We start from the raw sequence: 24,574 nt of genomic DNA on the forward strand, positions 1-24,574 counted from the left end.
CGCCATGGAATGAAAGGTGCAGATCGACCGATGGCCTCCTCGCAACGACTCGAGCAATGGGAGTCTCGCAGCGAGTGGGTGCTGGCCGCGGTAGCCGTCATCTTCCTGGTGGTGTACTCGGTGCAGGTGCTCGCCGAGCCGCCGCGTGCGGTGAACAACACCCTCGATGCGGTGATGACGGTGCTGTACGTGACGTTCGTCGTCGACTACGTCGTCCGCCTCACGCTCGCGCCCCAGCGTGTCCGCTGGTTCTTCCGGCACTTGCTGGACCTGGCGATCGTCGTGCTCCCGTTCCTGCGCCCGCTGCGACTGTTGCGGCTGGTCGTCCTCGTCAAGGTGCTGCACCGGGCCGGCGGCGACGCGATCCGCGGCCGGGTGGTGATGTACACCGCGGCCAGCGCGACGCTGCTGGTCTATGTGGCGTCGCTGGCGATGCTGGAGACCGAGCGCAACGCCGCCGAGGCCACCATCACCAACTTCGGCGAAGCCGTGTGGTGGTCGATCGTGACGGTCACGACCGTCGGTTACGGCGACGAGTACCCGGTCACCACGACGGGGCGGGTTATCGCGGTGCTGCTGATGATCGGCGGGATCAGCCTGATCGGTGTGATCACCGCGACGGTCGCGTCGTGGATCGTCGAGCGTGTCTCGGAGGAGGACTCGGCGCACCGCGCGGCCACGGCCGCGCAGATCGACGAGCTGCGCGACGAGATCCGGCACCTGTCCCGGCAGCTGCGCGGACACGACGCCGGACGGGAACACACCCGGCACCTGGAACGTGAGAGCGCTTCGCGTGACGAGGTCCGTCGCGGAGCGTGGTCGCGCCGCTGACTTGTCGGCTCAGCCCGAGGGCGGGTCGGCACGTCGCGCCCGAGCGGGCCGCGACACCCGCCGCTGGAGTCGGGGTCGCGCGGTGACACGCCCGCTGAGCAGGGTGGCCACCGGCCCCAAGAACGCCAGCACGAAGACGTACGGCATGGCGATGGCCTCGATCACCGGAATCGATTCGCCGACCAGCGCGATGATGACCAGCGAGAACTCCCCGCGCACGATCAGTGCGGTGCCCGCCCGGAGCTGACCCGGACGCGCCACCCCTTCGCGCTTCGCGGCGTACATCCCCGACACCACCTTGGTGGCCGCCGTGACCACGGCCAGCACCACCGCCAGCGGCAACATCGGGATCATCACCGCCGGATCCACCATGAACCCGATCGAGACGAAGAAGATCGCGGCGAACAGGTCCCGCAACGGGCTGAGCAGTTCCCGCACCCGGACCGCCGTCTCCCCGCTCAGCGTCAGGCCCACCAGGAAGGCGCCCACGGCGGCCGACACGTGCACGAACTCCGCAAGTCCGGCGACCAGCAGCGCCACGCCGAGCACCCGCAGCAACAACAGCTCCGAATCCGGGTGCGACACCAGCCGCTCGACGACGTGCCCCCACTTGTAGGACGCCAGGAACGTCACCGCCAACGCCACGATCGCGATGGCGATGCCGACGACGGCGTTCACCCACGTCCCCCCGGCCGCCAGCACCGCGAGCAACGGCAGATACACCGCCATCGCGAAGTCCTCGAGCACGAGCACCGACAGCACCGCCGGGGTCTCGCGGTTACCCAACCGGCGCAGATCGGTGAGCAGCCGCGACACCACCCCGGACGACGAGATGTAGGTGACGCCGGCCATTGCCAGGATCCCGACGAAGTCCAGGCCGAGGAACCAGCCGACGAGCGCTCCCGGGGTGGCGTTGAGCGCGAGGTCCACCCACGCGGACGGAAGATGTTTGCGCATGCTGGCGGCGAACTCGGTGACCGAGAACTCCAGCCCCAGTGTCAGCAGCAGCAGCACCACCCCGACCAGCGCGCCGGTCTCGATGAACTCCGACGCCGACGGTTCGACCGGTATCGCGCCCTCACCGAGGCTGAGCCCGGCCAGCAGGTACAGCGGGATCGGTGACAGCGACACTTTGCGGGCCAGGGCACCCAGCACGGTCAGGACGACCAGGAGCAGCCCGATCTGGATCAGCAGCGCGACGGAGCCGTGCACCCCGCTCAGCCCTTGTCGAAAATGTGCTCGACCTGGGTGATGCCTTCCTCGGTGCCGATGATGACGAGGATGTCGCCGACGCGCAGCACATCGGCCGGGCCGGGCGACGGCTGGACGTCCTCGTCGCGCACGATCGCGACGACCGAGGCGCCGGTGCGGGTGCGCACGCGGGCGTCCCCGAGGGGCCGGTCGGCGTAGGGACAGTCGGGGTCGATGGAGACCTGTCCCGCCTCCAGACCGGGCACCTCATGGGTCAGATCGGCGAACCGCTCGGCGATGCGCGGGGCGCCCAGGATCTGGGCCAGCGCGTCGGCCTCTTCGGCGTTGAGGTGAAACAGCGGCTGCGCCACATCGGGATCCTCGGCGGCGTACAGCACGACCTCGAAGTCGCCGGCCCGCTTCGCGACGACGCCGATGCGGTCGCCGTCGGTGTTGTCGAACTCGTAACGCAGCCCCACACCGGGCAGCAGAACCTCGTTGACGTCCATGCGTCCCATCTTGACCGACCCATCCCGACCGTGTGCCGCAAGCCCCGGACCGCGTGGCCGACGTGTCCGATACTGGGCTCATGGTGTCCGAGGACGGCGAATCCCTCTCGGGCGAGGACGCGCGGATCCTCGGTCTGGAGTCGGCGGCCATCACCGGTCACACGCTCAAGCTGATCATCCTCGAGCCCGGCGAAATTCTCGACGTCGGCCGGTTGCGAAACAGCGTGGCAGGCCGACTGTCCGACCAGCCGCGAGCCACCGAGCGGGTCGACACCGGAGGCGACGGGCCGCGCTGGGTCGCCGACGAGCAGTTCGACATCACTGCCCACGTGCGTCGGCGCGCCGGAGGTGAGGTGGTGACGCAGGCCGAATTGTGGCAGCAGGTGGGCGCGCTCATGGCCGAGCATCTCGACCGCCGGCGGCCGTTGTGGACCTTCGACGTCCTGGGGCCGCTCGACGACGGCCGTGAAGCGATCGCCGCGCGGATCCATCATGCGATGGCCGACGGGATCGCCGGGATCCGTTTCCTGGACGCGGTGCTGTTCGACCCGCGCGATGACAGCGCCCCGCGTGCTGCCGGGATGCGCAGCGCCGCGGCGCCGTCGCGGCTGACCGAAGTGCGGCGGATGCCCGACGTGGTGCTGCGCGAACTCGGCCGCCCCGGTCCGCATTCCCCGTTCGACCGGCCGGTCGGCGCCGCCCGCGAACTGGCGTTCACCGTGCTGCCGCTGTCGCGACTCAAGGAGATCGGGGCGTCGCGGCCCGTCCACGCCACGGTCAACGACGCGCTGCTGGCGGTGATCGCCGGTGGTCTTCGACAGTGGCTGAGCTCACGCGGCACCGCGGCGGGGCGGCTGCGGGCGCAGGTCCCGGTCAGCCTCCACCACCGCGACGAGACAGCACACGACCTGGGCAACCGCGACTCGTTCATCAACGTCGATCTGCCGCTGGCCGAACAGGATCCGCTACTCCGGCTGGATCTGATCCGCGCCGAGACCGCCCGGCGCAAGCGGCTCGGCGACGCCGAGGAGCTGTTCGATCTGTTCCACGCGCTGGGCCGACTCCCTCGTCTCGGCGCCGCGGTGGGTCGGCTGGCCGGCGGCGGGCGCGAATTCAGCGTCGCCGTGTCCAATGTGCCGGGGCCTGCCGGTGCCGTGTCGGTCGCGGGCCGACGGGTGCAGCACCTGTTCTCCTCGTCCGAGCCGGCGATGCACCATGCGCTGCGCATCTCGGCGATCTCGTGCGGAGACGACATCGGCGTCGGCCTGTGCACCGATCCTGGGGCGCTGCCCGGCGTGCGGCTGCTGGCCGATCACGTCGCCGCCGCCTACACGGAGTTGGCCACCGCCGCCCCGGCGTGACGTATTGCTGACCGTCCGGCCAAAACGCTGTGCCCAGCAAACCAGCGCAATACAGTCGGGCTACCAGTGGGCGCGCGTGGAGGCGAGCTTCACGGCGCCCCGTTCGCAGGGAGGCGACATGGGGGGATCAGCCATCACACGGGAGGCGCGGCCGACGGCCGGGCCCAGCCGGCACATCGGACGGGTCGGCGGACTGGCGTTCGCCCTCGGGGTCGGCGCAGCGGTGCTGGCGGGGCCGGGGTTGGCGTCGGCGGAGACGTCGGAGTCGGGTTCGGCGTCGGTCACGTCGGAGACGACGTCGGCAAGCGGGTCGTCGACCGCCCCGGAGTCTTCAGGCGCGGAGCAGGGCAGCGTGACGTCGGAGGAATCCGAGGCCGAGGCCACGGAGGCCGAGGTTGAGGCGGAGGCCCAAGCAGAGGCTGCGGCGGCGGCCGAGGCAGAGGCAGAGGCAGAGGCAGAGGCTGAGGCGGCTGCAGAGGCCCAAGCCGAGGCAGAGGCGGCGGCCGAGGCTGACGCGGCGGCTGAGGCTGACGCGGCGGCTGAGGCTGACGCGGCGGCTGAGGCCGCCACCACCGAGGAGGCCGAGACAGATGCGGCAGTTGAGGTGGCTGAGATCGCAGCGCCGGAAACCGAATTCCTCGACGAGGCGACCGCGATGGCCTCGAACCGTGCCGACACGAGCGCTGCGCAGTCCGCGGCCCCCGACGACGCCTCTCCTGCCGCCGCAGCGCCCACCTTGGGTGAGCTCATCGACAGCTTCTTCGACAACGACACCCCGACCCTGGACCACGACCCGTCCGAGAACAGCGTCGTCGACGGGACGATCCAGGGCCAGCTTCATCCCGAGGACCCGGACTCGAGCAGGCTCACCTTCACGGCGACCGATCCGGCCCACGGCAGCGTCGTCATCAACTCCGACGGCAGCTTCGTCTACACCCCCGACGACACGTTCGCCGGCCAGGACAGGTTCGACGTCACGGTCAGCGACGCACGTAGCGGTCTGCACATCCACGGCCTCGCCGGCCTACTCAACCTGGTCAGTTTCGGTCTGCTCGGCAACAGCGGGCATCGCTCCACCGAGACGGTGTTCATCGGTTTCGAGCGCGCTGTCGTCGTTCCCGGACTCGACACCCCGGTGGACTTCCGGTTCCTGCCCGACGGCCGCATTCTCGTCGCCGAGAAAGCGGGCACGATCAAGGTTGTCGAAAACGGCACGCTGCGTGACGAACCCGTGATCACGCTGTCGGTCAACACGCTCGGTGAGCGCGGAATCAGCGGCCTGGCCGTCGATCCCGACTTCGCCGACAACGGATACCTCTATGTCTCGTACGTCAGTTCGGCCAATCGCAACCAGCTATCCCGGCTGACAATGGTCGGCAACACCGCCGGCACCGAAGTCGTCCTCCTGCAGTCAGGTCAGTCCTCCGCGGTGAACCACCACGGCGGAGCCTTGGGATTCGGACCCGACGGCACGCTGTACTGGGGAGTCGGGGACAACGGTAACGGCGCCAACTCGCAGGACCTGACGAACATTCACGGCAAGATCCTGCGCCTCAACCCCGACGGCAGCACCCCCGCCGACAACCCGGCCATTCCCGGTGCACTGCCTCAGATCTACGCCTACGGTCTGCGCAACCCGTTCCGGTTGACGTTCACACCGGACGGCAAGCTGCTGGTCGCCGACGTCGGTGCGGCCTCGTTCGAGGAACTGAACCTGATCACCGCCGGCGGAGATTACGGGTGGCCCGGCGCCGAAGGAGTCTGCGACGACTGCGACTCGATCAACCCGATCTACACCTACCCGCGTGGCGGGGGCGCGGCGATCACCTCGGTGCTCGTCTACGACGGCGACACGTTCGGCCCCGACTACGTGGGCAAGGTGTTCATCGCCGATCTGGTCCAAGGCTGGATCCGCGTTCTGACGTGCACGCCGGAGTTCACGTCGTGCGGGGACGCGCAGACGTTCGATCCGGACGCCGGATCGACCGTCGTGCTCGCCCAGGGACCGGACGGCAACGTCTACCAGCTCCTGTACCAACCCGGTTCGCTGGTGCGCATCGCACCCGCCGGGGAGGCCGAGGCGGAGTTGGTCTGAGAACGAGTTTTTCGGTGACGTCGCTGGTCGAGGTGCCGGCGGCCAACGGATTCGGCCCTAGCGGTCGCTAAAAGTTCCCTGTGAACTACAGTAGAACCGCGGTGTGGGTGCGACGGGAGTCGCCCGTCCCCTGCTCTGCGGGGAACGGCGCAGCTACGACTTCGCCCCCAAAACCGCGGATAGCGTGCGCATTCCTCGTGATTGAAGGATCAGCGCACGCACGACCACTTTTTCCGAGAGCGTGCGCGTGGCAACGGAAAAAGAAAGGTCTCATGACTTCCACGACCACCCAGGACAATGCAGAACTGCGGTTGCGTGAACAGAACTACGGTGACGATCCACTAGCCGATCGCGACACCGATCTCTACCGAGGCGAATACGTCATGAGCTTCGTCGAGAAGTGGGACGAACTGATCGACTGGGATGCCCGGGCCCAGTCCGAAGGCCGATTCTTCATCGACGTCCTACGTGCCCGCGACAAGAAGAGCGTGGTCGACGTCGCCACCGGAACCGGTTTTCACTCGGTGCGACTCACCGAGGCCGGGTTCGACGTCACGAGCGCCGACGGGTCTGCAGCGATGCTGGCCAAGGCCTTCGAGAACGGCAAGAAGCGCGGGCTGATCCTCAAGAGCGTCCAAGCCGATTGGCGCCAGCTGAACAAGAGCATCCAGGGCAAGTACGACGCCATCATCTGCCTGGGCAATTCGTTCACCCATCTGCACGACGAACAGGACCGGCGCCGCGCGCTCGCCGAGTTCTACGCCGCACTGCGCCACGACGGCATCCTGATCCTCGATCAGCGCAACTACGACGAGATGCTCGACCACGGCTTCTCGTCGAAACACAGGTACTACTACTGCGGCGAACAGGTCACCGCCGAACCCGAGCACGTCGACGACGGACTGGCGCGATTCAAGTACACCTTCCCGGACGGCTCGGAATACACGCTGAACATGTACCCGCTGCGGAAAAACTATGTGCGACGGCTGATTCGGGAGGCCGGCTTCGAGCGGGTCCGCACCTACGGAGACTTCCAGGAGACCTACCAGGAAAACGAACCGGACTTCTTCGTCCACGTCGCCGAAAAATCGGTGGACAATCTGAACACCGTCGCCGATGAGGCGGAGGCTTATTACGACAGCGACGACGCGGACAATTTCTACTCCCTCATCTGGGGCGGCGAGGACATCCACGTCGGGTGTTACGAGGACACCGACGACATCGGGGCCGCCGGCGTCGAGACGGTGGACCGGATGGCCGGGCTGCTGTCCAACCTCGGCTCTGACGCCATGGTCGTCGACCTGGGCGCCGGCTACGGCGGCTCGGCGCGTCGAGTGGCCAGCGCCCACGGCTGCAAGGTCACCTGTGTGAACATCTCCGAAACACAGAACGCGAACAACCGGGCCAAGAACCGGCAGTCCGGGCTGGATCGCCAGATCCACGTCATCCACGGCAGTTTCGACGACGTGCCGATGCCCGCCGAAAGCGCCGATGTCGTCTGGTCCCAGGATGCCTTCCTACATGCCCCCGACCGTCGCAAGGTGATCGAAGAGGCCTTCCGGCTGCTCAAGCCCGGCGGCGAACTGGTGTTCACCGATCCCATGCAAACCGATGACGTGCCCGACGGGGTGCTGCAGCCCGTCTACGATCGGCTCAACCTGCGCGACTTGGGCTCGATGCGGTTCTACCGGGAAGCTGCGCAGGACATCGGTTTCGAGGTGCTCGATCAGATCGATCTGGTGCACAACCTCCGCACCCACTACGACCGCGTGCGCCAGGAGCTGGAGTCGCGCCGCAGCGAGCTCGAGCAGAGGTCTTCTGCCGAGTACCTGAACAAGATGGTTGTAGGACTGCGCAATTGGGTGGACGCTGCCGACCAGGGCCATCTGGCCTGGGGAATTCAGCGGTTCCGTAAGCCGGCCTGATCCAGGTTTGTCGACGACGGCCGCCGGTCTGCAGTGTGCAGCCGGCGGCCGTCTCTTTTTGTCGGTGGCGCCTTCGGTCTGTGCAGCGCGGGCTGCGCGCGTCCGTTTTTGTCGGTGGGTGCTGCTTTGATGGGGTCATGTCCTCTGCTGCAGCGTCTTTGGTTGACGATGAGGTGTCGCCGAAGGAGCGGTTGGCGGAGTTGTTTGAGCAGATCGCGGAGTTGACCGGTCAGCGCAACGCCATCGATGCGCAGATCGTGGACATCGTGGCCGAGATCGATCATGGTGGGTTGGCCGGGATGACCGGGGCGCGGTCGATCTCGGCGTTGGTGGCGTGGAAGACCGGGGTGTCACCGCGTAATGCGAAGACGATCGCGGCGGTGGCGGCGCGTGGTGGGCAGTTTCCGCGGTGTGTGGCCGGGTTGCGGGAGGGCCGGTTGTCGTTGGATCAGGTCGGGGTGCTCGCCGAGCGTGCCGCTGATGGTTCTGATGATCATTATGTGGAGTTGGCGTCGGTGGCGACGGTGACCCAGTTGCGCAAGGCGGTCAGCCTGGAGCCGCGCCCCGATGCGGCCCCGAAACCGCAGCCAGAACGCGGGATCTCGCGCACCGATCATGGTGAGTCGGTGACGTATCGGATCACGGTGTCCAAGATCGAGGCCGCCAAGGTCGATGCTGCCCTGGCCGGCAAGCGTGACGGGTTGATCGCGGACTGGAAACGCGACCACGACCAGCAGCCCGATGCCGCCACCGGCTCGAGCGCCGACCCCGACGCTCCCACCCCCGATGCCGACGGCGGCCATGGCGAGTCCCCTGCCGACACCAGTGACCTCGATGGCGTCGCTGACGCCACAACCGACCCCGACGCCGGCGGCGTCGGTGGTGACTTCTCGGACGACGTCTCCGACGTCTTCGCCGACCTCACTGATCTCACCGACGGCCCGGGTGGCGACGCCGAGGGCGCTCCGCGTGCGCCGATGCCCACTACCGTGGATGCGTTCCTGGAGTTGATCGAGAGCGGCTGGGACGGCGAGGTGGCCCGGCGCCCGCACGCCCAGCACACCACCGTGGTCGTCCACGTCGACGCGCAGTCGAAGGTGGGGGCGCTGCATCTGGGGCCGCTGCTCACCGACGCCGAACGCCAGTACCTTTCCTGTGATGCGACCTGTGAGGTGTGGTTCGAACGCGCCGGACGCCCGATCGGCGCCGGCCGCTCGACCCGCACGGTCAACCGGCGGCTGCGCCGGGCGCTCGAGCATCGGGATCGCTGCTGTGTGGTGCCCGGCTGCGGCGCGACCCGCGGCCTGCACGCCCACCACCTACGGCATTGGGAGAACGGTGGGCTCACCGAGCTGGAGAATCTGGTGCTCGTCTGTCCGTACCATCACCGGCTGCACCACGCCGGTGGGATCACCCTGACCGGGCCCGCCCACCAGCTCGTGGTCACCGACGCCGACGGCCAGGTCCTGACCAACGCCTCGCTGGCGCGTCCACCCACACAACCGCCACCGGCGGTCGCCCCCTGCACGGGGCCGACCGGCGAACGCGCCGACTGGTGGTGGTACGAACCCTTCCAACCCCAACCACCACCAGCCAATTAGGCGGGTGCGCTCACCTGCCACCCGATGTCCGGGTCGACGGCAATCCCTGTGACGTCGACGGCCTCGAACCACTGCAGCGGAATTGCGGACAGTTCACGCTGCATGCCGGCGAGATCGATACCCTCCCAGCCGTTGCTCATACCGGCAAGAGTGATCCCGTCCTGCCCCGGTCCGCCCGAATCGAAGATGACCGCCCCGTGCACCTGCAATGCGCGCAACACCGCCTGGGTGGACTCGGCGTAGCCGCTCAGGTCGACATCCTCGCGCAACCGGAACACCATGCCCATCGGCACACCGTCCACGCCGCTACCATCGCCGGCGCGAGCGGGCCAGACATATCCGGCACCAAGGTCTTTGGCGATCGTGATCCCCAGCATGTGGTCGATGTAGCCGCGCTCGATCTCGTCGGGCCGCACCATCAACGGCACCTGCGGAAGTTTCGCCGCATTGGCGAACCCGATCTCGGGGTACAGCGCTGAACTCATGTCGTAGTGCACACCGCCCTGGGCGATCCACGCCGAGCCCCAGATCGACCGATAGACAGCGTTACCCAGGATGTCGAGGACACCGGCGCCCGGCAACTCCACTCCATTGGCGACGTTGATCAGCTCCTGCGAAATGCAGGTGCCCTCCTGGAACACGAACAGATGGCGGTCCCACGCCGGATACGACGGCATCCCCTCGACCAGCGGACGGTCCGGTATCGCATAGGGCCGATCATCGATACCGGGCCCTGTGGTCGAGTAGCCCCGATTGAAGATGACTGTCTCCGTGGGATGGTCCGGGCCGACCACGTTGACCGGGATGCCTGCGGTGCTCCCCATCCACTCGCCGCCGCCCCATCGCGCTTTCATGGTGGCGCCCCGGCTGCCGCCGAGAAGCTCGATCCACGCATCTGACTCGGAAACCGCTGTCAATGAACGGATGTCGGCGTGGTAGATCGTGTCGGACGGCATCATCGTGCAGCCACAAAAGGTGGACTGCGGCACCGTGGCGGGTGACTCGTCCTCAGGTGCGAGCGTTACGCTGACCGTCACCGTCGTGCTGCCACCGTGGCCGTCGGAGATCGTCACACCGAAGGTGTCGGATCTGCGTGCCGGGGTGGAGTAGACAGATCCTGCTATCAGGCGCGCCATCGCGTTGGGTGAGTATGTGATGGCACCGTCCGCGCTGACCTCGACCGTGCCCTTGGTGGTGACGGTCGAGCCGCTGTAGGTCAGGGAGTCACCGTCGGCGTCGGCGCCGATCACCACGCCGGTGACCACGCCGCTGACCGCGTCGGGATTGTTCACGATGGCGTTGCCCGTCGGCGCGGCGTTGGCCGGGCTGATCGTGACCGTCACCGGAATCTCGGTGACCGCACCGAAGACATCGGAGACGGCCACGCGGAACGTGTCGGTGCGGTCGCCGACGGAGGCGTCGATCGCCGAGGCGGTGTGGCGGGCGACTGCGGTCGGGGTGTAGGTGAACGTGCCGTTGCTGCGAACGGTGACAGCACCTTTGGTGGTCTCGATGGTCGATGCGATGAAGGTCAAACGATCCCAGTTCGGGTCGACGGCGTTGGCTTTTCCGGTCACGGCACCGGTGCCTGCAACCGGTGCGTTGACGGTGACGCCGCGGGCCCGGGGGGCGCTGTTCAGCGGGACGACCGTAATGGCCACCGTGGAGCCAGCGACACCGCCGCGGCCGTCGCTGACCGTCACCACGAACCGGTCGGAGCGCGCGAACGGCAGGAATCTGGCCAGCAGGCGCGAAAAGCTGGTGGGTGTGTAGGTGAACACACCGGTCCCGTCGCCGCTGACCCGGCCGAATCTCGGCCGGGCCGCCGTGTAGGTGAGCGCGTCGCCGTCGGGATCCTGGCCGTCCACCCGGACGGTCGTGACGCCGGTGAGAGGGTCGGGGTCTTCCACGGAGGTGGTGACCACGGGTGCGGCGTTGGAAACCTCGGCGAGGGCGGGTTCGGCGATGCCCTCGCCAACCCGGGCGGGTTCGCGCCGTACCGCCACCGAAGCTGAGCCTATGAGCTGCGCCTGCGGGGGAAGCCGGTCAACGCTGTCCCCATCGACCGGTTCTTCCGAGACCGGCCTTCCGGCCGGCTCAGCGCCATCCCGAAGGGTGACAGCGTCACGAGTGACAGCGTCCCCGTCCCCGTCGCCGGTGCCGACGGCCGAAGAGTGGTTGGTCTCGTCAGCGTCGACGTCGTCGAGGCCCACATCGCCGTGTACACGGTCTTCGTCGCCCAAACCGTCATCGTCGGGGCCGCCATCGTCGATGTCGTCGTCACCGATGTCGTCGTCACCAAGACGGTCATGACCGACGTCGACGTCACCGAAGTCGCCGTCACCGAGGCCGTCGTCCTCGAACGCGTCGTCGTCCGTCGCGTCCGGTTCATCGGTGCCGGGTTCGTCAGGGTGGGCGCCCGCCGCGCTGCCCGCGGCGGACTCATCGTTCCGTGCCGCTGCACTGTCCGCGGCAACGCTGTCGGCTGCGGCGGCGTCAGTGCCGGCACTGTCCGCCGCGGCGGATCCGGCTCCGCCGAGAAGTACCGCGGCGCCGACACCGGCTGAGACCGCCACCCCGGCGACCCACCCGACATGTTGCTGCACGACCATGGGGACCCCCTCCCACTGGGCCCGAGGTTAGCCCTGCAGTTAGCCGAGCAAAGCCGAATGACCAAAACGACGGTGATACCCCCGCGCTGATCGCCGCCCACCCCCGATGTTTAACATGTGTCAACTAAGCACATCATCGATGGAGGGCCATGCCGAGCTGGATCGCCGACCTGGTACGACTCGACGGTGAAGGCCAGACCTTCCGCAGCACCGCGACGTTCGGTGCTGGTGGCCGACTCTTCGGTGGCCTGATTGCAGCCCAGGCGCTCGCCGCGGCCGGGGCGACGGTGGAGCCAGACCGGCTGCCTCAGTCACTGCACGCCTACTTCATCAAGGGCGGCAAAGTCGGCGTCGACGTCGAGTACGTCGTCGAGTTGACCCGCGACGGGAAGTCGTTCAACACCCGCCGGATCACCGCCAGCCAGGAAGATGTGCCGATCTTCGAGATGCTCGCCTCGTTCCACCGGGCCGAGACGACCACCGACTGGCAACGCCCCGGCTCGCCGAGCATCGCTTTGGCGGACGCGACATTGGCCAACCCGCTTCCCGAGCAGTGGGCCGACCACTTCGAGATCCGGTCCACGAAGACCGTGGTGGACAACTGGCCTATTCAGCCGATGTGGTTCCGCAGCCGCGACCTCATCGAGGACGACCCGCTGGTGCGGGCTTGTGCGCTGACCTTCATCTCCGATGTGGGTTTGGTGCCGACCGCCCGGCCACCCGGGGAGGAGTTGCCCGGCGGCGGGGCAGCCAGTCTCGACCACGCGCTGTGGCTGCACCGGCCCTTCGACCCGCAGCAGTGGCATCTCTACGACGCGGAGGCCATCAGCCACAACGACGCCCGCGGGCTGGCACGCGGCTCGATCATCGGCGAGGACGGGACCCTGGTCGCCAGCGTCGCGCAGGAGTCACTGTGGCGGCTGTGAAGCCGGAGCTTGCTCGGAGTCGCGGTTGACCTTTCCCTTCCCGGCGCTGCGGCGGTCCCACTCGGCGAGCACCTCCTCGGAGGTGGGCGTGCTGAGGAGACTCCCGATGACGAACACCAACAGCCCGGACCCCAGACCCACGTAGATCGGTTCGTTGGCGTAGATGTCGCCCAGCACGATCATCGTGGCGAGCGTCGCGACGGTGCCGACCGCCATCGCCGCCACCGCGCCGACATTGGTGCCACGCCGCCACAGCAAGCCACCCAGGATCGGGACCAGCAGACCGCCGACAAGGATCGCGTAGGCGACCGTCAACGCCGCCACCACATCCAGCAGGATGCAGGAGATCGCCACCATCACCAGACCGAAGCCCAACACGTAGTAGCGGTTGCTGCCCACTTCGTCGTCGTCCTCGTCGTTCGGTGTCTGCCTGAGCAGCCGCGCGACGATGCTGTGCCGGAACACCGTCGCGGTGGCGATCAGCGCACCGCTGGACGTCGACATCACCGCGGCCAGGGCCGCTGCCAGCACCAGACCGGCCAGCACCGCGGGCAATTGCAGGGAGACGAGCTCGGCGAACGCGTCATCGCGGTTGTCCAGCGCCGGTAATAACGCCTGGGCCGCGGTGCCGACCACCGCGCCCGCCACCCCGTACGCGAGGCAGTACACCCCGGCCGCTGTGCCGGCCCACCGCGCCACCCCGGGGCTACGGGCGGTGAAGACCCGCTGCCAGATGTCCTGTCCGATAAGCAGACCGAAGGAGTAGATGACGAAGTAGGTCAGGATGGTCTCGCCGCCGATCGCCGTCAGAGACAGCGCGTCGTCGGGCACCGCGTCAGCCAACCCGGAGAAGCCGCCCACTTTCGACAGCACGATCGGAAGCAGGATGAAGAAGATGCCGACCGTCTGGATCAGGAACTGGACGAAGTCGGTCAGCGTGATCGACCACATCCCGCCCAGCGTGGAGTAGACGATCACCACTCCGCCGCCGATCAGAATTGCCGGGACGCGGCCGATGTCGAACAACGCGCTGAAGATCGTGCCGTAGGCGATGGTCGACGTCACCGACAGCATCAGGGTGTAACCCCACATCACCACCCCGGACAGCACGCTGGAGCCCGGACCGTAGCGCAGTTCGAGCATCTGGCTGACGGTGTAAACCCGCAGCCGTTGGATCCGCCCGGCGAACAGCAGGCTCAACGCGATGATCCCGACGCCGATCGCGACCACCAGCCACATGCCGGAGATCCCGTACTCGTAGCCCAGACCGACGCCGCCGATGGTGGAGGCGCCGCCGAGCACCACCGCGGCCATCGTGCCGGAGTACAGCAGCGGACCGAGCCGGCGACCGGCGACCAGGAAGTCGGACTCGGTCTTGGCGCGCTGGCGACCCCAGAAGCCGAACGCGATCATGCCGAGCAGGTAGATGACGACGACCGCGATGTCCATGGTCGCTCCTCTCCGATGTCAGCGGATGTCGAAGTGAATGACGGTCGGTCCCGCTGCGCCGAGGGCCGAGGTGATCAGGTCGGGGAGGTCGGCGACCGAGGTGGTCCGCTCGCCGCGGGCGCCCATCGCGACCGCCAGTGCCGCGAAGTCGGGACTGTTGAGCTCCACACCGATCGGGGTCATGTCGCGGCTGCGTTCCTGGTCCAGGATCTCCTGGTAGCCACCGCTGTCGACGACGACGACCGGCACCGGCAGCTGGTGCTGCACCAGGGTGGCCAGTTCCTGGACGGCGAACATCATGGCGCCGTCACCGAGGAGGACCGCCACCGGTGTGCCGGGCAGCGCGATCGATGCTCCCAGGCCGGCCGGCAGTCCGTAGCCGAGGGTGGCGAAGCCGGGCGAGTAGCAGAATCGGCGTGGCGCGGGCATGTCGAAGAAATGCACGGACCCGAAGTAGGTGACCTGAGAGCTGTCCCCGGCGAGGACGCTGTCGACTGGAAGTGCTTGGCGCAGTGCGGTGTTGATGTCGGCATGAATGCCGGCATCCGGCAGGGCCTCGTCACGGCAGCGGGCTCGCAGCGTGGCCGCACGGCCGCTGTCCGGGGCCGCGTCGTCGGGAAGTTCGCCCAGCAGCGCGCGCACGGTGGCGCGCGCGTCGCCGAGCAGGACGTGGTCGGCCGGGCAGTTCTTGTGCAGCTGGGCTGCGTCGATGTCACAGCGAATGACGGTGCGGCCCCGGATCTGGCCGCCCCACAGATCCGAGTCACCCAGTTCGGTGCCGATCAGCAGCAGGCCGTCGCTGTCGGCGGCCGCCTCCTGCAGGGCGGGTAATCGAATCGACGCGCCCACGGACAACGGGTGCGATTCGGCGACAACACCTTTGCCGTTGACCGTGGTCGCCACCGGCGCACCGAGCCGCTCGGCCAGCGCGGTCACCTCGGCCTGCGCATCGACCGCTCCCCCGCCGGCGATGACGAGCGGCCGATCGGCCTTGCTGAGAACGTCGGCGGCTCTGGAGACGGATGCCGCGTCGGCCGGGGGCAGGGTGACGTCGACGGGTGTGCGCGGCGCACCGGTCCAGGGCTGTTCGAGCACGTCGACCGGGATCTCGATGTGCACCGGGCGGGGGCGCGCCGCGGCGAACCCGGCGAACGCGTCGGCGACGGCGTCGGCAGCCTCGTCGCTGCTGCGGACCCGGCGACTCCACTGCACCAGTTGATCCATCGCGGCGCTGGTGTTCTTGGCTTCGTGCAGCTGGCCCAGGTCTCGGCCCTCGGTGCCGGTCGGCATACCCGGCGATATCACCAGCAGCGGTTGCGATTCCGCGTACGCGGTAGCGGCTGCGGTCATCGCGTTGGTCAGGCCGGGTCCGCTGGTGGTGACCACCACCCCGGGACGGCCGGTGACCCAGGAGTAGGCGCCGGCGGCGTATCCGGCACCCTGCTCGTGACGCGGGGTGATCGCGCGGATGCCGTTCTTCGAGAGATGCCGGTACAGCTCGAGGTTGTGGGTGCCGGGAATGCCGAACACGGTGTCGACGCCGTGGGCGGCCAGCGTTTCGACTACCGCCGCTCCCCCGTTGCGGTTCACGGTCCGGCCCGGTTGGCGGCCAGCACCGACAGCAGCTCGTAGCCGACGTGGGCTGCGGCGATGCCGGTGATCTCAGCATGGTCATAGGCGGGAGCGACTTCCACGATGTCGGCGCCGACGATGTTGACGCCCTTGAGGTTTCGCAGGCAGTGCAACAGCTCGCGGCTGGTCAGCCCGCCGGCCTCCGGGGTGCCGGTGCCCGGCGCATGAGCCGGGTCGAGGACGTCGATGTCCACCGAGACATACACCGGCGCCTCACCGATACGGTCGCGCATCCGCTCGATCATCGTCGCCAGACCCTGCAGCTGGAAGTCGTCGCAGCTGAGCACCTGAAAACCGAGCACCTTGTCGTCGGACAGATCGGTCGGCGCGTAGAGCGGGCCACGGATGCCGACATGCAGGCAGTGTTCGGGATCCAGCAACCCCTCCTCGCTGGCGCGACGGAACGGGGTGCCGTGGGTGAACGGCGCCCCGAAGTACGTGTCCCACGTGTCGAGGTGCGCATCGAAGTGCAGAACCGCGATCGGTCCGTGCTCCCGGTGCAAGGAGCGCAGCAGCGGCAGCGCGATCGTATGGTCACCGCCCAAGGTCACCAACTTCGACCCGCCACTGCGTAGTTCGTCGGAGGCGCGTTCGATGGCGGTGATGGCATCGGCGATGTCGAATGGGTTCACCGCGATGTCGCCGGCGTCGACCACCTGCTGAGCCGCGAACGGCTCGACGTCCAGCGGCGGGTGATAGGTGCGTAACAGCTTCGACGACGCCCGGATGTGCGACGGCCCGAACCGGGCGCCGGGCCGGTAGGAGACCCCGGAGTCGAACGGGATACCGACCACGGCGACGTCGGCGCGGGTCACTTCGTCGAGGCGCGGCAGCCTGGCGAACGTCGGTGGACCGGCGAAGCGAGGTACCTGCGTTGCGTCGACCGGGCCGCGTGGGGGACTCGTGGCCATGCTCAGTGATAGCACGCCACGGCCGAAAACAAACCTCGGAAGTCGCCGGCGGCGGCGTCACTCGTCGACGAACAGCTTCACCACTGTCAAACCGTCCCCGGGTCCGGTCGCAGCATCCAGGTTGTACCCCACGGCGATCGCGGTGTTGCCATCACCGGGACCGGCTGACGCCACGCTCTGCCCGCCCACCACGATGGCCAGATTGTACTGGCTGGCAGGACTGTTCAGGGGGTCCTCGAAATCGAACCCGGACTCGGCCTTGCTGAACGTCCCGATCGCCACGGCGATGTTGCTGCTGCCGAGAACCTGCGCGGCGCTTTCGGCACCGGAAACGTAGGCCAAATTGTCGTCTCCCGGACCGAGCCGTCGCGTCGAGGAGTTGTCACCGCGAGTGAGCATCGTGTTATTGCTACCCACGTCATCTCCGGTTCCGGCGTCGGAACCGTCCCCACGGACGCCGGCGTAGTTGTCATCGCCGTTGGCGGCAGTGGCGCTGCTGCCGTCCCCGCGGACTGTGGCAGTGTTGTTGTCGCCCCCTACGCCGAGGCCCACGCTGCCACCGCTGATCGCCGAACTCTGGCTGCCCCGAACGGTCGCGGTGTTGCCGTCGCAACCGTCGGTGGTGGCGAAGGAGCAGCCGGCTTCGGCGTTGGATTGCCGACCGCTGACGAGAGCGGTGTTGTGGTCGCCACCGCGGGCGGTACCCAGGTTGTTGTCACCGTAGACCCGCACGGTGTTGTGATCCCCGTCGCCGGTCTGGGCGGTGTTGCCGTCGCCCTGCACATAGATGCGGTTGCCGGTGAAACCCAATCCCGTCCCAGCCACATTGCCGTCGCCGATCACCACGACAAGGTTGTCCGCGCCGTAGCCACTGGCACTGTTGTCGTTCCCGAAGACGCGCAAGACAGCACCTTCATCAGCCGTCGCAACGTTGTCCCTGCCGACCGCCACCGCGTCGCCGTTGGTGGCAGACACCGCGCTCGACGTGCCGTGCATCGATGCACGACTAAAGCTTCCCCCGTAGGCCTCCGTGGAGGCCGAACTGTTGCCACCAACCACTTCCACAATCCCCAGCGCGTCGTTTATTGCGTCAACTGCGCCGATGTTCGAGTCACCGACGACTCGTCCCACTGCGTGTGCACCGAGATCGGCGCTCACGACGAGCGTGCTGTTGTCTCCGGACAGCATCGCACGGGACATCGCGTCGTCGCTGGCGTCGACGGTCGTGGTGCTGGAATCACCCCACAGCGTGGCGGTGGCCCGAGAGTCGTTATCCGCCAGCGATGTGACCGAATTATCATCGCCGACAACGCTTGTCGTTGCTCGGCTGTCTTGGGAGCTGGCTAGCCCATCGTTACCGGCACCGATGATCACCACCTTGGCGCGCCCGCCCGCCGCCGCGGCAACCCCCTCGTTAAGGTCGCCGATCAACAGCAGCCTGGCGTATCCGTCACCGTCGGCGGCTGCGGTCGCCTCGTTCTGGTTGCCGTACACCCTGATCACCGCGCGGGCTTCTTCCGCGGCGACCTCTACGGTGTTGTCGTCGCCGACGATCACTGCGGCACTGGAGCTCTCGCCACCGGCCGTCACCGTGTTGTCGTCACCGCGGATGTATACCGTGCTGTGCCTATCGGTGGCCTCGGCGATGTTGCTGTCGCCGCCTACCAACGCTCGGTTGAAGTCGCCGATGCTGTTCACCGTGTTGAAGCTTCCGAACAGTTTCGCGCTGGTGAATTCACCGGCGGCGGTAACGAGGCTCGAGTCGCCGACGAGCAGGACCGTGGCGAAGGCATCGCCTTCGAGAGCGGTAGCTTCGGCGGCGCTGGAGTCGCCGAAGATCATCGCCTTGGCAACAACACCATTGGCTGTCGCGGCACTGCCCGTGCCATCGATGAACGCGGCGCTGTGGCGGCCGTCGGCCAATGCCACACTGTCGGCACCAATGATCGTGGCCATGCTGGCGTGTCCGCTGGCGCCTGTGGTGTTGTTGGTGCCGCGGACCCGTGCGGTGTTGTAGTCACCGTCGCGCGCAGTCGCGCCATTGTCATCACCCACCGCCGAAGCGGTGTTGTGGTCGCCGTTGAAGGCGCGCACGAGATTACCCGCGCCGATGGCGATGCCCCGGTTGAAACTGCCTGAGCCCGTGGTCGCATTGCTGAGGGTGCCGATCACGACCGACCTGTTGAAGCTACCCACGGCCGTTGCCGAATTGGTGTCGCCGATGATCAGGGCGGTAGCGAAGATCTCGCCGTCTAAGGTGCTGGCATCGGCGGCATTGCTATCGCCGATGATGATTGCCCTGGCAGCCGTGCCGCTAGCGGAGGCGGCGCTGGCGTTGCCGTTGATGTAGGCGGTGCTGCGGCGTCCGTCGGCGGAGGCCACGCTGCTATCGGCGATGATTTTCGCGGTGACCGCGCGGCCACTGGAGACTGCGGTGTTGCCGTCGCCGCGGATGATGGCCCTGCTGAATGTGCCGCTGGCGGTCGCGGCGTTGTCATCGCCGTAAACACGCGCGCGGTTGAAGTTACCGTCGATGGCCTCGGCGGTGGAGTCATCACCACGCACCACCGCCCGCGAAAACCAGCCCTGCGCCGTGGCCGTCGCATTCTCCCCATAGGCGATCGCGATCGAACCGAACCCATCCGACACCGCCACCGCGGTGCCGTTCTGCACCAACTGCACACCATTGATCGAAATGCTGTAATTCGCATACGCCGCCTCGATCTCCCGACGCACCCACCCCAAAATCCCCAACAACGCCGGCGACGGCGCCGGAGCCGCCGGGGCCGACGGCGCCGCCAACGGGGCCATCGCCGCACCCAACGCACTCGACGCCACCTCGACGAACGTGCCCGGCTGCACCTGCAACCCACGCGCCGGCCCATCAGCCTGCATCACCTCAACGACCGGCTCAGACTCTGCCTCGGCGACCGGCTCCGGATCCGGATCCGTCACCTCGGCCGCGGACTCTCCCACCTCAACCTCAGCACCGCCAGAGTCCTCATCGAGCTCTTTCTCAACAACCTCGACGGACTGCTCGTCGGCATCAAACTCGTCGTCGCCCACCTCGGCGTCACCGTCATCGCCCTCGACCTCAGCGGCCAACTCCTCAGCAGCGGCGTCGGCCTCTGCCTCGCTCTCCGCCTCGGCCTCACCGTCGTCGTCGGAATCCCCGCCGGCATCCGAATCCGCTGCGCTACTGGGAGAGCCCGACTCCCCGCCAGCGCCGTCCTTTTCTGACGACTCCGATTCCGTGTTCGAAGACCCCGACTCCGACGACCCACCACCATCGGACGAATCCGCCAATGCCGGACTGTTGGACACCGCCAACCCCAGCCCCAACGCCACCGCCAGCGCACCAACCCGCGATACGTACTTCGCCGACTCCATCAGTTCCGACCCCTCACCCAACACACACCAGCAGACAACATGACGTTAAGCACGAACCCGACCCAACCGAATCAGGGAAATCCCTACCCCAGCACCCTCGACCCGTCGACTCACTCGTCGACGAACAGCTTCACCACCGTCAACCCGTCGCCAGGCCCGGCCTCTGCGGTCAAGTCATAGCCAACCGCGACCGCGGTGTTGTCATCCCCGGGCCCAGTGGCGACGATGTTCGACCCGCCCAGGGCGACAGCGGTGTTGCCGCTGCCGTCGACGGCCAGGACGTCGTTGTTGTCGCCGAGAATCCAGACGAGGTTGGCGCTGCCGAGCGCCGCGCTGGCCACGTTGCCATCGCCGATCACCACGACGCGGTTATCGCCTTCGAACCCCGAGGTCGCTTCGTTGTTGTCCCCGATCACACGGACGTCACCACCGGCGTCCGCGCTGGCGACGTTGTTGTCACCAAGAACCACTGCTCGGCCGCTTGTTCCGTCGACCGCATTCGAGTCACCAAACGCTGCGGCGCGGGCATACGTCCCCTCGAATCCCTCGGTGGACGCGGCGCTATCCCTGCCGACGATTTCCGACACCGCGATGCCACCGGCATTGGCGGAGCTGGCGGCGACGCTACTGAACCCGGTGATCCGCGATGTTGCGTCGGCTTCGTCGATAGCGCTGGCGACTGCGGTGCTGTCTACCCCGTAGATCGACACTCGCGACACCGACCCGTCCTCGGCGGACGCCGTCAGCGTACTGTCATAGCCCACGTGCGTGGTGCTGGCCTGCGAATCCCCCGTCGCCAACGCCGTCATCAAGCTGGAACCGGTGACCGCCCACACGCTGGCGCGGCTGTCGTCGGCCAGGGCCGTGGCCTCGTTGTCGTACCCGACCAGAAAAACCTTGGCGCGCCCACCCGTGGCCGCGGCAGTCCCGTCGTTGCGCCGACCCGTCAGCCGCACCGTGGCGTAGCCATCGCTGTCGCCGGCAGCGGTCGCCTCGTTCTCATCGCCGTCAACGATCACGGCGGCGAGGCCGTCGACCACATCCGTCTCACCGGTATTGTCATCGCCTACAACCTTCGTGAAGGCATGACCACCGTCTGTCGATTCCGCGGTGCCTTTGTTGCCGCTTCCCCGCACCAGGACTGTGGCGCGGGAGTCGACGGCCGAAGCGGTACTCGCGTTATCGTCGCCGATCAGCATGACCGTGGCGCCCTGGTCGAAGCCGCCCTCGCCGAATGCGGAAGCGACGGTGGAACTATCCGTGCCGACGACGAGGCTGGTTGCATTGGCGCCACCCTGACCGAACGACAGGCTGTTACTGCCGGAACCCACAATGCGCGCGATCGCGGTCGAGCTGTCGTTACCCACGGTGTTGGCGAAATTGTCGGAGCCGATGATGACGGCTCGGCTCCGCGACCCCGCGCCCGCAAACGCTGTGGCGCTGTTCGCCACACCGACGATTCTTGCAGTGCTCGAGCCCTCGCCCGTGGCGTAGGCACTGCTGACGTCGCCGCGGATATACGCCACGCTGCGCCCGTCGGTAGCTTCGGCGATGTTGCCGTCACCAATGATTCGCACCGTGTTGTGGTCACCGGTTCCGGCGGTGACGAACTCGTTGGGCGGAGCGGCCGGACCGAAGAAAATTTCCCCGTTGTCGTCGCCGCGGATGACCACGGTGTTGTGGTCGCCGTCGCCCGCCCTCGCGGCGTTGCCCGATCCCGTAATGACGACCTTGTTGTGATCACCGGAATCGACCAGCACACCGTTGCCATCACCGAAGACCAGCACTGCGTTTCGGTCGCCCCCCGCGATGGCGGTAGCGGTGTTTTGGTCGCCGACGAGCAACACCAGGTTGTCGCCGAACGCCGTTGATCCCGAATTGTTGTCACCGAGCACGATGGTCGCTCCACCCGCGTCACTGGCGGTGGCGGAGTCGTTCATGCCAACGATAGCGGCGAGGCCACGGCTGCTGGCTTCCGCGGCGTTGTCTGAACCGATGATGACGGCCGTCGCGTTATTCACCGCGCTGGCCACACTGTTGTCGCCTCGGATGTAGGAAACGCTGCGCTCCTCGGCCCCGGCGAGGTTGTCGTCACCGATGATGACCACTTTCGCATTGGCGGATGCGAAGCCGACACTGCCGATGCCGTCGACCCGGACGTAGTTGCGGTCACCGTCGGCCTTCGCCTCGCTGTTGTTCCCACGAACCCTGACCGTATTGCGGTCGCCGTTTCCGGCGAACACCACCCCGTCCAAGGATGGCGGCGTCTCCGTGGAGCCGTTGTTGTTGCCACGCACCACAACCGTGTTGTGGTCACCATCTCGAGCGAGCGCGCTGTTTCCGTCACCGACCGCGAGGACGCGATTGTTGTCACCGAACGCAGCACCCACAAGATTCAGATCGCCGATGATGAGCGCACGATTGAATTTGCCCTCAGCCGTGGCCGAGTTGGTGTCGCCGATGATGACCGCGCAGGTGAAGAACTCCCCCTGTGCGGTAGCGGAGTTCGAGTCACCGATGACCAGTGCCTGCGCACCACCCGTCGAGTCGGCGACACTGCCATCACCGAGAATCCGGACCGACGCCCCCACCCCGGCTGCGGTGGCCGCATTGCTGTCTCCGTCGATGGCTGCGACGGTGTACCGACCGGTTGTGGAGGCCACGCCCGAATCGCCGACGATCGTGGATCTTGTGGAAAAGCCCTCGGCCACTGCCGTGTTCCCGTTACCGCGGACCGTCGCTCGGTTGAACCAGCCGCCCGAGGCTGTCGCGGCGTTGTCATCGCCGTACACCCGTGCGCGGTTGAAATTGCCGTCAATCGCCTCGGCGGTGGAGTCGTCACCGCGTGCCACCGCCCGGGAGAACCAGCCCTGCGCCGTGGCCGTCGCGTTCTCCCCATAGGCGATCGCGATGGAGCCGAACCCATCGGACACCGCGACCGCGGTGCCGTTCTGCACCAACTGCACCCCGTTGATCGAAATGCTGTAGTTCGCATACGTCGCCTCGATCTCCCGACGTATCCACCCCAGAATGCCCAGCAACGCCGGTGACGGCGCCGGAGCCGCCGGGGCGGACGGAGCCGCCAACGGGGCCATCGCCGCACTCAATGCGCTCGAGGCCACCTCGACGAACGTGCCCGGCTGCACCTGCAACCCGCGCGCCGGCGCATCAGCCTGCGGCGCCTCAACGACCGGCTCAGGCTCCACGGTGGCCGGCGAATCGGCAACAGGCTTCGGCCGCTGCACCGTCACCTCGTCTGCGGGTTCCGACTCCGCAATGCGGTCACCGTCTGCAGCGAGCTCCTCGGCAGGATCGTCCTCGATGAGCTCCACCGACTCCTCGACTGCGGCATCAAACTCGTCGTCAGCACCGTGGGCGTCATCGTTGTCGTCCTCCGCCACCTCGCTGGCCAGATCCTCCGCCACCTCGCTGGCCAGATCCTCTGCCACCTCAGCGGCCAGCTCGTCGGCCGCCTCTGCGGCGGTGTCGTCCTCGTCGGAGTTCTCGTCGTCGCGATCGATTTCACCGGATTCAGCACCCGCGCGACCTGAACCCGAACCAGCGTCGCCCTTCTCCGAGGTCTCCGACGCTGACTTCGACGATTCCGATTTCGAGGACTCCGACTTCGACGAGTCCGAGGCACCCCCACCGTCGGACGAATCCGCCAGCGCCGGGCTGTTGGACACCGCCAACCCCAAACCCAGCGCCACCGCCAACGCACCAACCCGCGACACGTACTTCGCCGACTCCATCAGTACCGACCCCTCACCCAGCGCACTTGTGGACGCACCGACGCTATGGGCACACCCGCCCCACCGAATCAGGGAAATCCCTACCCCGGCACCCTCGATCCGCTCAGACCGCCGTCCAACGCGGCGTTGATCCGCATCGGCGGCAGTCCGGCCCGCTCACAGGCGTCGGTGACAGAGTCTGCGGACGGCGCGTCGAAGAGCCCGAACACCACTTCATCGGCGGGCACCGCCAAGGTCGCGACCAGACGCACCGCACCACGTCGGCCGCGGCCTCCGGTCGCCGCGCGCATGCGTTGCACGATGTCGCTGACGTCGGCCTCCGCGCACTCCGGCACATACCACTCCGCGAGGAAGCGCTGGGGCACGGCCGACGTCATAGCCGGGAAACT

At 67.4% G+C, this 24,574-nt stretch carries 17 protein-coding genes and 1 pseudogene; 9 read left to right on the forward strand and 9 right to left on the reverse strand.

What is annotated here, in order from left to right; genetic code table 11:
* Nucleotides 1-30: 30 nt before the first annotated feature.
* Nucleotides 31-831 (forward strand): potassium channel family protein, encoded by an 801-nt coding sequence (locus J3476_RS08160; protein WP_163673002.1) that lies wholly within the window; start codon nt 31-33, stop codon nt 829-831.
* A 9-nt stretch (nt 832-840) separates the two neighbouring features.
* Here the strand turns inward: J3476_RS08160 and J3476_RS08165 are convergent, their stop codons facing one another.
* Both J3476_RS08165 and J3476_RS08170 read right to left on the reverse strand, forming a co-directional pair.
* A complete protein-coding gene (locus J3476_RS08165; protein ID WP_207065988.1) occupies nt 841-2,043 on the reverse strand; it encodes a cation:proton antiporter in 1,203 nt (400 codons plus the stop codon).
* A gap of 5 nt (nt 2,044-2,048) precedes the next feature.
* Nucleotides 2,049-2,531 carry a cation:proton antiporter regulatory subunit gene (locus tag J3476_RS08170; RefSeq protein ID WP_207065989.1) on the reverse strand — a complete coding sequence of 161 codons (483 nt, stop codon included), beginning with the start codon at nt 2,529-2,531 and terminating at the stop codon, nt 2,049-2,051.
* Between the two features lie 62 nt (nt 2,532-2,593).
* Between J3476_RS08170 and J3476_RS08175 the strand changes: the two genes are divergently transcribed.
* From J3476_RS08175 to J3476_RS08190, 5 genes and pseudogenes are all read left to right on the forward strand, one after another.
* The gene (locus J3476_RS08175) at nt 2,594-3,892 is read left to right on the forward strand and encodes a wax ester/triacylglycerol synthase domain-containing protein (protein WP_286182749.1); all 1,299 of its coding nucleotides are present in this window, start codon (nt 2,594-2,596) and stop codon (nt 3,890-3,892) included.
* Nucleotides 3,893-4,010: 118 nt separating this feature from the next.
* Nucleotides 4,011-5,987 (forward strand): PQQ-dependent sugar dehydrogenase, encoded by a 1,977-nt coding sequence (locus tag J3476_RS08180; RefSeq protein ID WP_286182750.1) that lies wholly within the window; start codon nt 4,011-4,013, stop codon nt 5,985-5,987.
* 383 nt (nt 5,988-6,370) lie between these two features.
* A pseudogene (locus J3476_RS27870) lies at nt 6,371-6,985 on the forward strand (class I SAM-dependent methyltransferase); the annotation flags it as partial.
* A 93-nt stretch (nt 6,986-7,078) separates the two neighbouring features.
* Entirely contained in the window at nt 7,079-7,912 is an 834-nt protein-coding gene (locus tag J3476_RS27875; protein WP_373889042.1) for a cyclopropane-fatty-acyl-phospholipid synthase family protein, read from the forward strand.
* Between the two features lie 137 nt (nt 7,913-8,049).
* Nucleotides 8,050-9,513: an HNH endonuclease signature motif containing protein gene (locus J3476_RS08190; protein WP_207065991.1), complete on the forward strand. Its 1,464-nt coding sequence runs from the start codon at nt 8,050-8,052 to the stop codon at nt 9,511-9,513.
* Here the strand turns inward: J3476_RS08190 and J3476_RS08195 are convergent.
* Nucleotides 9,510-11,519: an Ig-like domain-containing protein gene (locus J3476_RS08195; RefSeq protein WP_207065992.1), complete on the reverse strand. Its 2,010-nt coding sequence runs from the start codon at nt 11,517-11,519 to the stop codon at nt 9,510-9,512. The genes J3476_RS08190 and J3476_RS08195 overlap by 4 nt on opposite strands.
* Before the next feature lie 168 nt (nt 11,520-11,687).
* Between J3476_RS08195 and J3476_RS08200 the strand changes: the two genes are divergently transcribed.
* Together J3476_RS08200 and J3476_RS08205 are read left to right on the forward strand one after the other, a co-directional pair.
* Nucleotides 11,688-12,080, forward strand: a complete 393-nt coding sequence (locus tag J3476_RS08200) for a hypothetical protein (protein WP_207065993.1) — start codon at nt 11,688-11,690, stop codon at nt 12,078-12,080.
* A gap of 194 nt (nt 12,081-12,274) precedes the next feature.
* Entirely contained in the window at nt 12,275-13,051 is a 777-nt protein-coding gene (locus J3476_RS08205) for an acyl-CoA thioesterase II (RefSeq protein ID WP_207065994.1), read from the forward strand.
* On the opposite strand, the gene J3476_RS08210 is transcribed toward J3476_RS08205, so the two are convergent.
* From J3476_RS08210 to J3476_RS08230, 5 genes are all read right to left on the reverse strand, one after another.
* Nucleotides 13,034-14,500, reverse strand: coding sequence for a sodium:solute symporter (locus J3476_RS08210; RefSeq protein ID WP_207065995.1), 1,467 nt, complete (start codon nt 14,498-14,500; stop codon nt 13,034-13,036). The two genes, J3476_RS08205 and J3476_RS08210, sit on opposite strands and share 18 nt — an antisense overlap.
* An 18-nt stretch (nt 14,501-14,518) precedes the next feature.
* Nucleotides 14,519-16,090 (reverse strand): thiamine pyrophosphate-binding protein, encoded by a 1,572-nt coding sequence (locus J3476_RS08215; RefSeq protein ID WP_207065996.1) that lies wholly within the window; start codon nt 16,088-16,090, stop codon nt 14,519-14,521.
* Nucleotides 16,087-17,043, reverse strand: coding sequence for an agmatinase (gene speB / locus J3476_RS08220; protein WP_207065997.1), 957 nt, complete (start codon nt 17,041-17,043; stop codon nt 16,087-16,089). The genes J3476_RS08215 and speB overlap by 4 nt, the downstream gene beginning before the upstream one ends.
* 57 nt (nt 17,044-17,100) lie before the next feature.
* The gene (locus J3476_RS08225) at nt 17,101-20,433 is read right to left on the reverse strand and encodes a hypothetical protein (RefSeq protein ID WP_207065998.1); all 3,333 of its coding nucleotides are present in this window, start codon (nt 20,431-20,433) and stop codon (nt 17,101-17,103) included.
* A 110-nt stretch (nt 20,434-20,543) separates the two neighbouring features.
* Complete coding sequence (locus tag J3476_RS08230; RefSeq protein ID WP_207065999.1) at nt 20,544-23,390, reverse strand: hypothetical protein; 2,847 nt, start codon at nt 23,388-23,390, stop codon at nt 20,544-20,546.
* A gap of 414 nt (nt 23,391-23,804) precedes the next feature.
* Between J3476_RS08230 and J3476_RS08235 the strand changes: the two genes are divergently transcribed.
* On the forward strand, nt 23,805-23,984 hold the full coding sequence (locus tag J3476_RS08235; RefSeq protein WP_207066000.1) for a hypothetical protein: 180 nt from the start codon (nt 23,805-23,807) through the stop codon (nt 23,982-23,984).
* A 281-nt stretch (nt 23,985-24,265) separates the two neighbouring features.
* On the opposite strand, the gene J3476_RS08240 is transcribed toward J3476_RS08235, so the two are convergent.
* A complete protein-coding gene (locus J3476_RS08240; RefSeq protein WP_207066001.1) occupies nt 24,266-24,562 on the reverse strand; it encodes a hypothetical protein in 297 nt (98 codons plus the stop codon).
* Between the last annotated feature and the right edge of the window lie 12 nt (nt 24,563-24,574).

Origin of the sequence: Mycobacterium sp. PO1 (genome assembly GCF_017312405.1) — a bacterium.
Lineage (GTDB): Bacteria > Actinomycetota > Actinomycetes > Mycobacteriales > Mycobacteriaceae > Mycobacterium.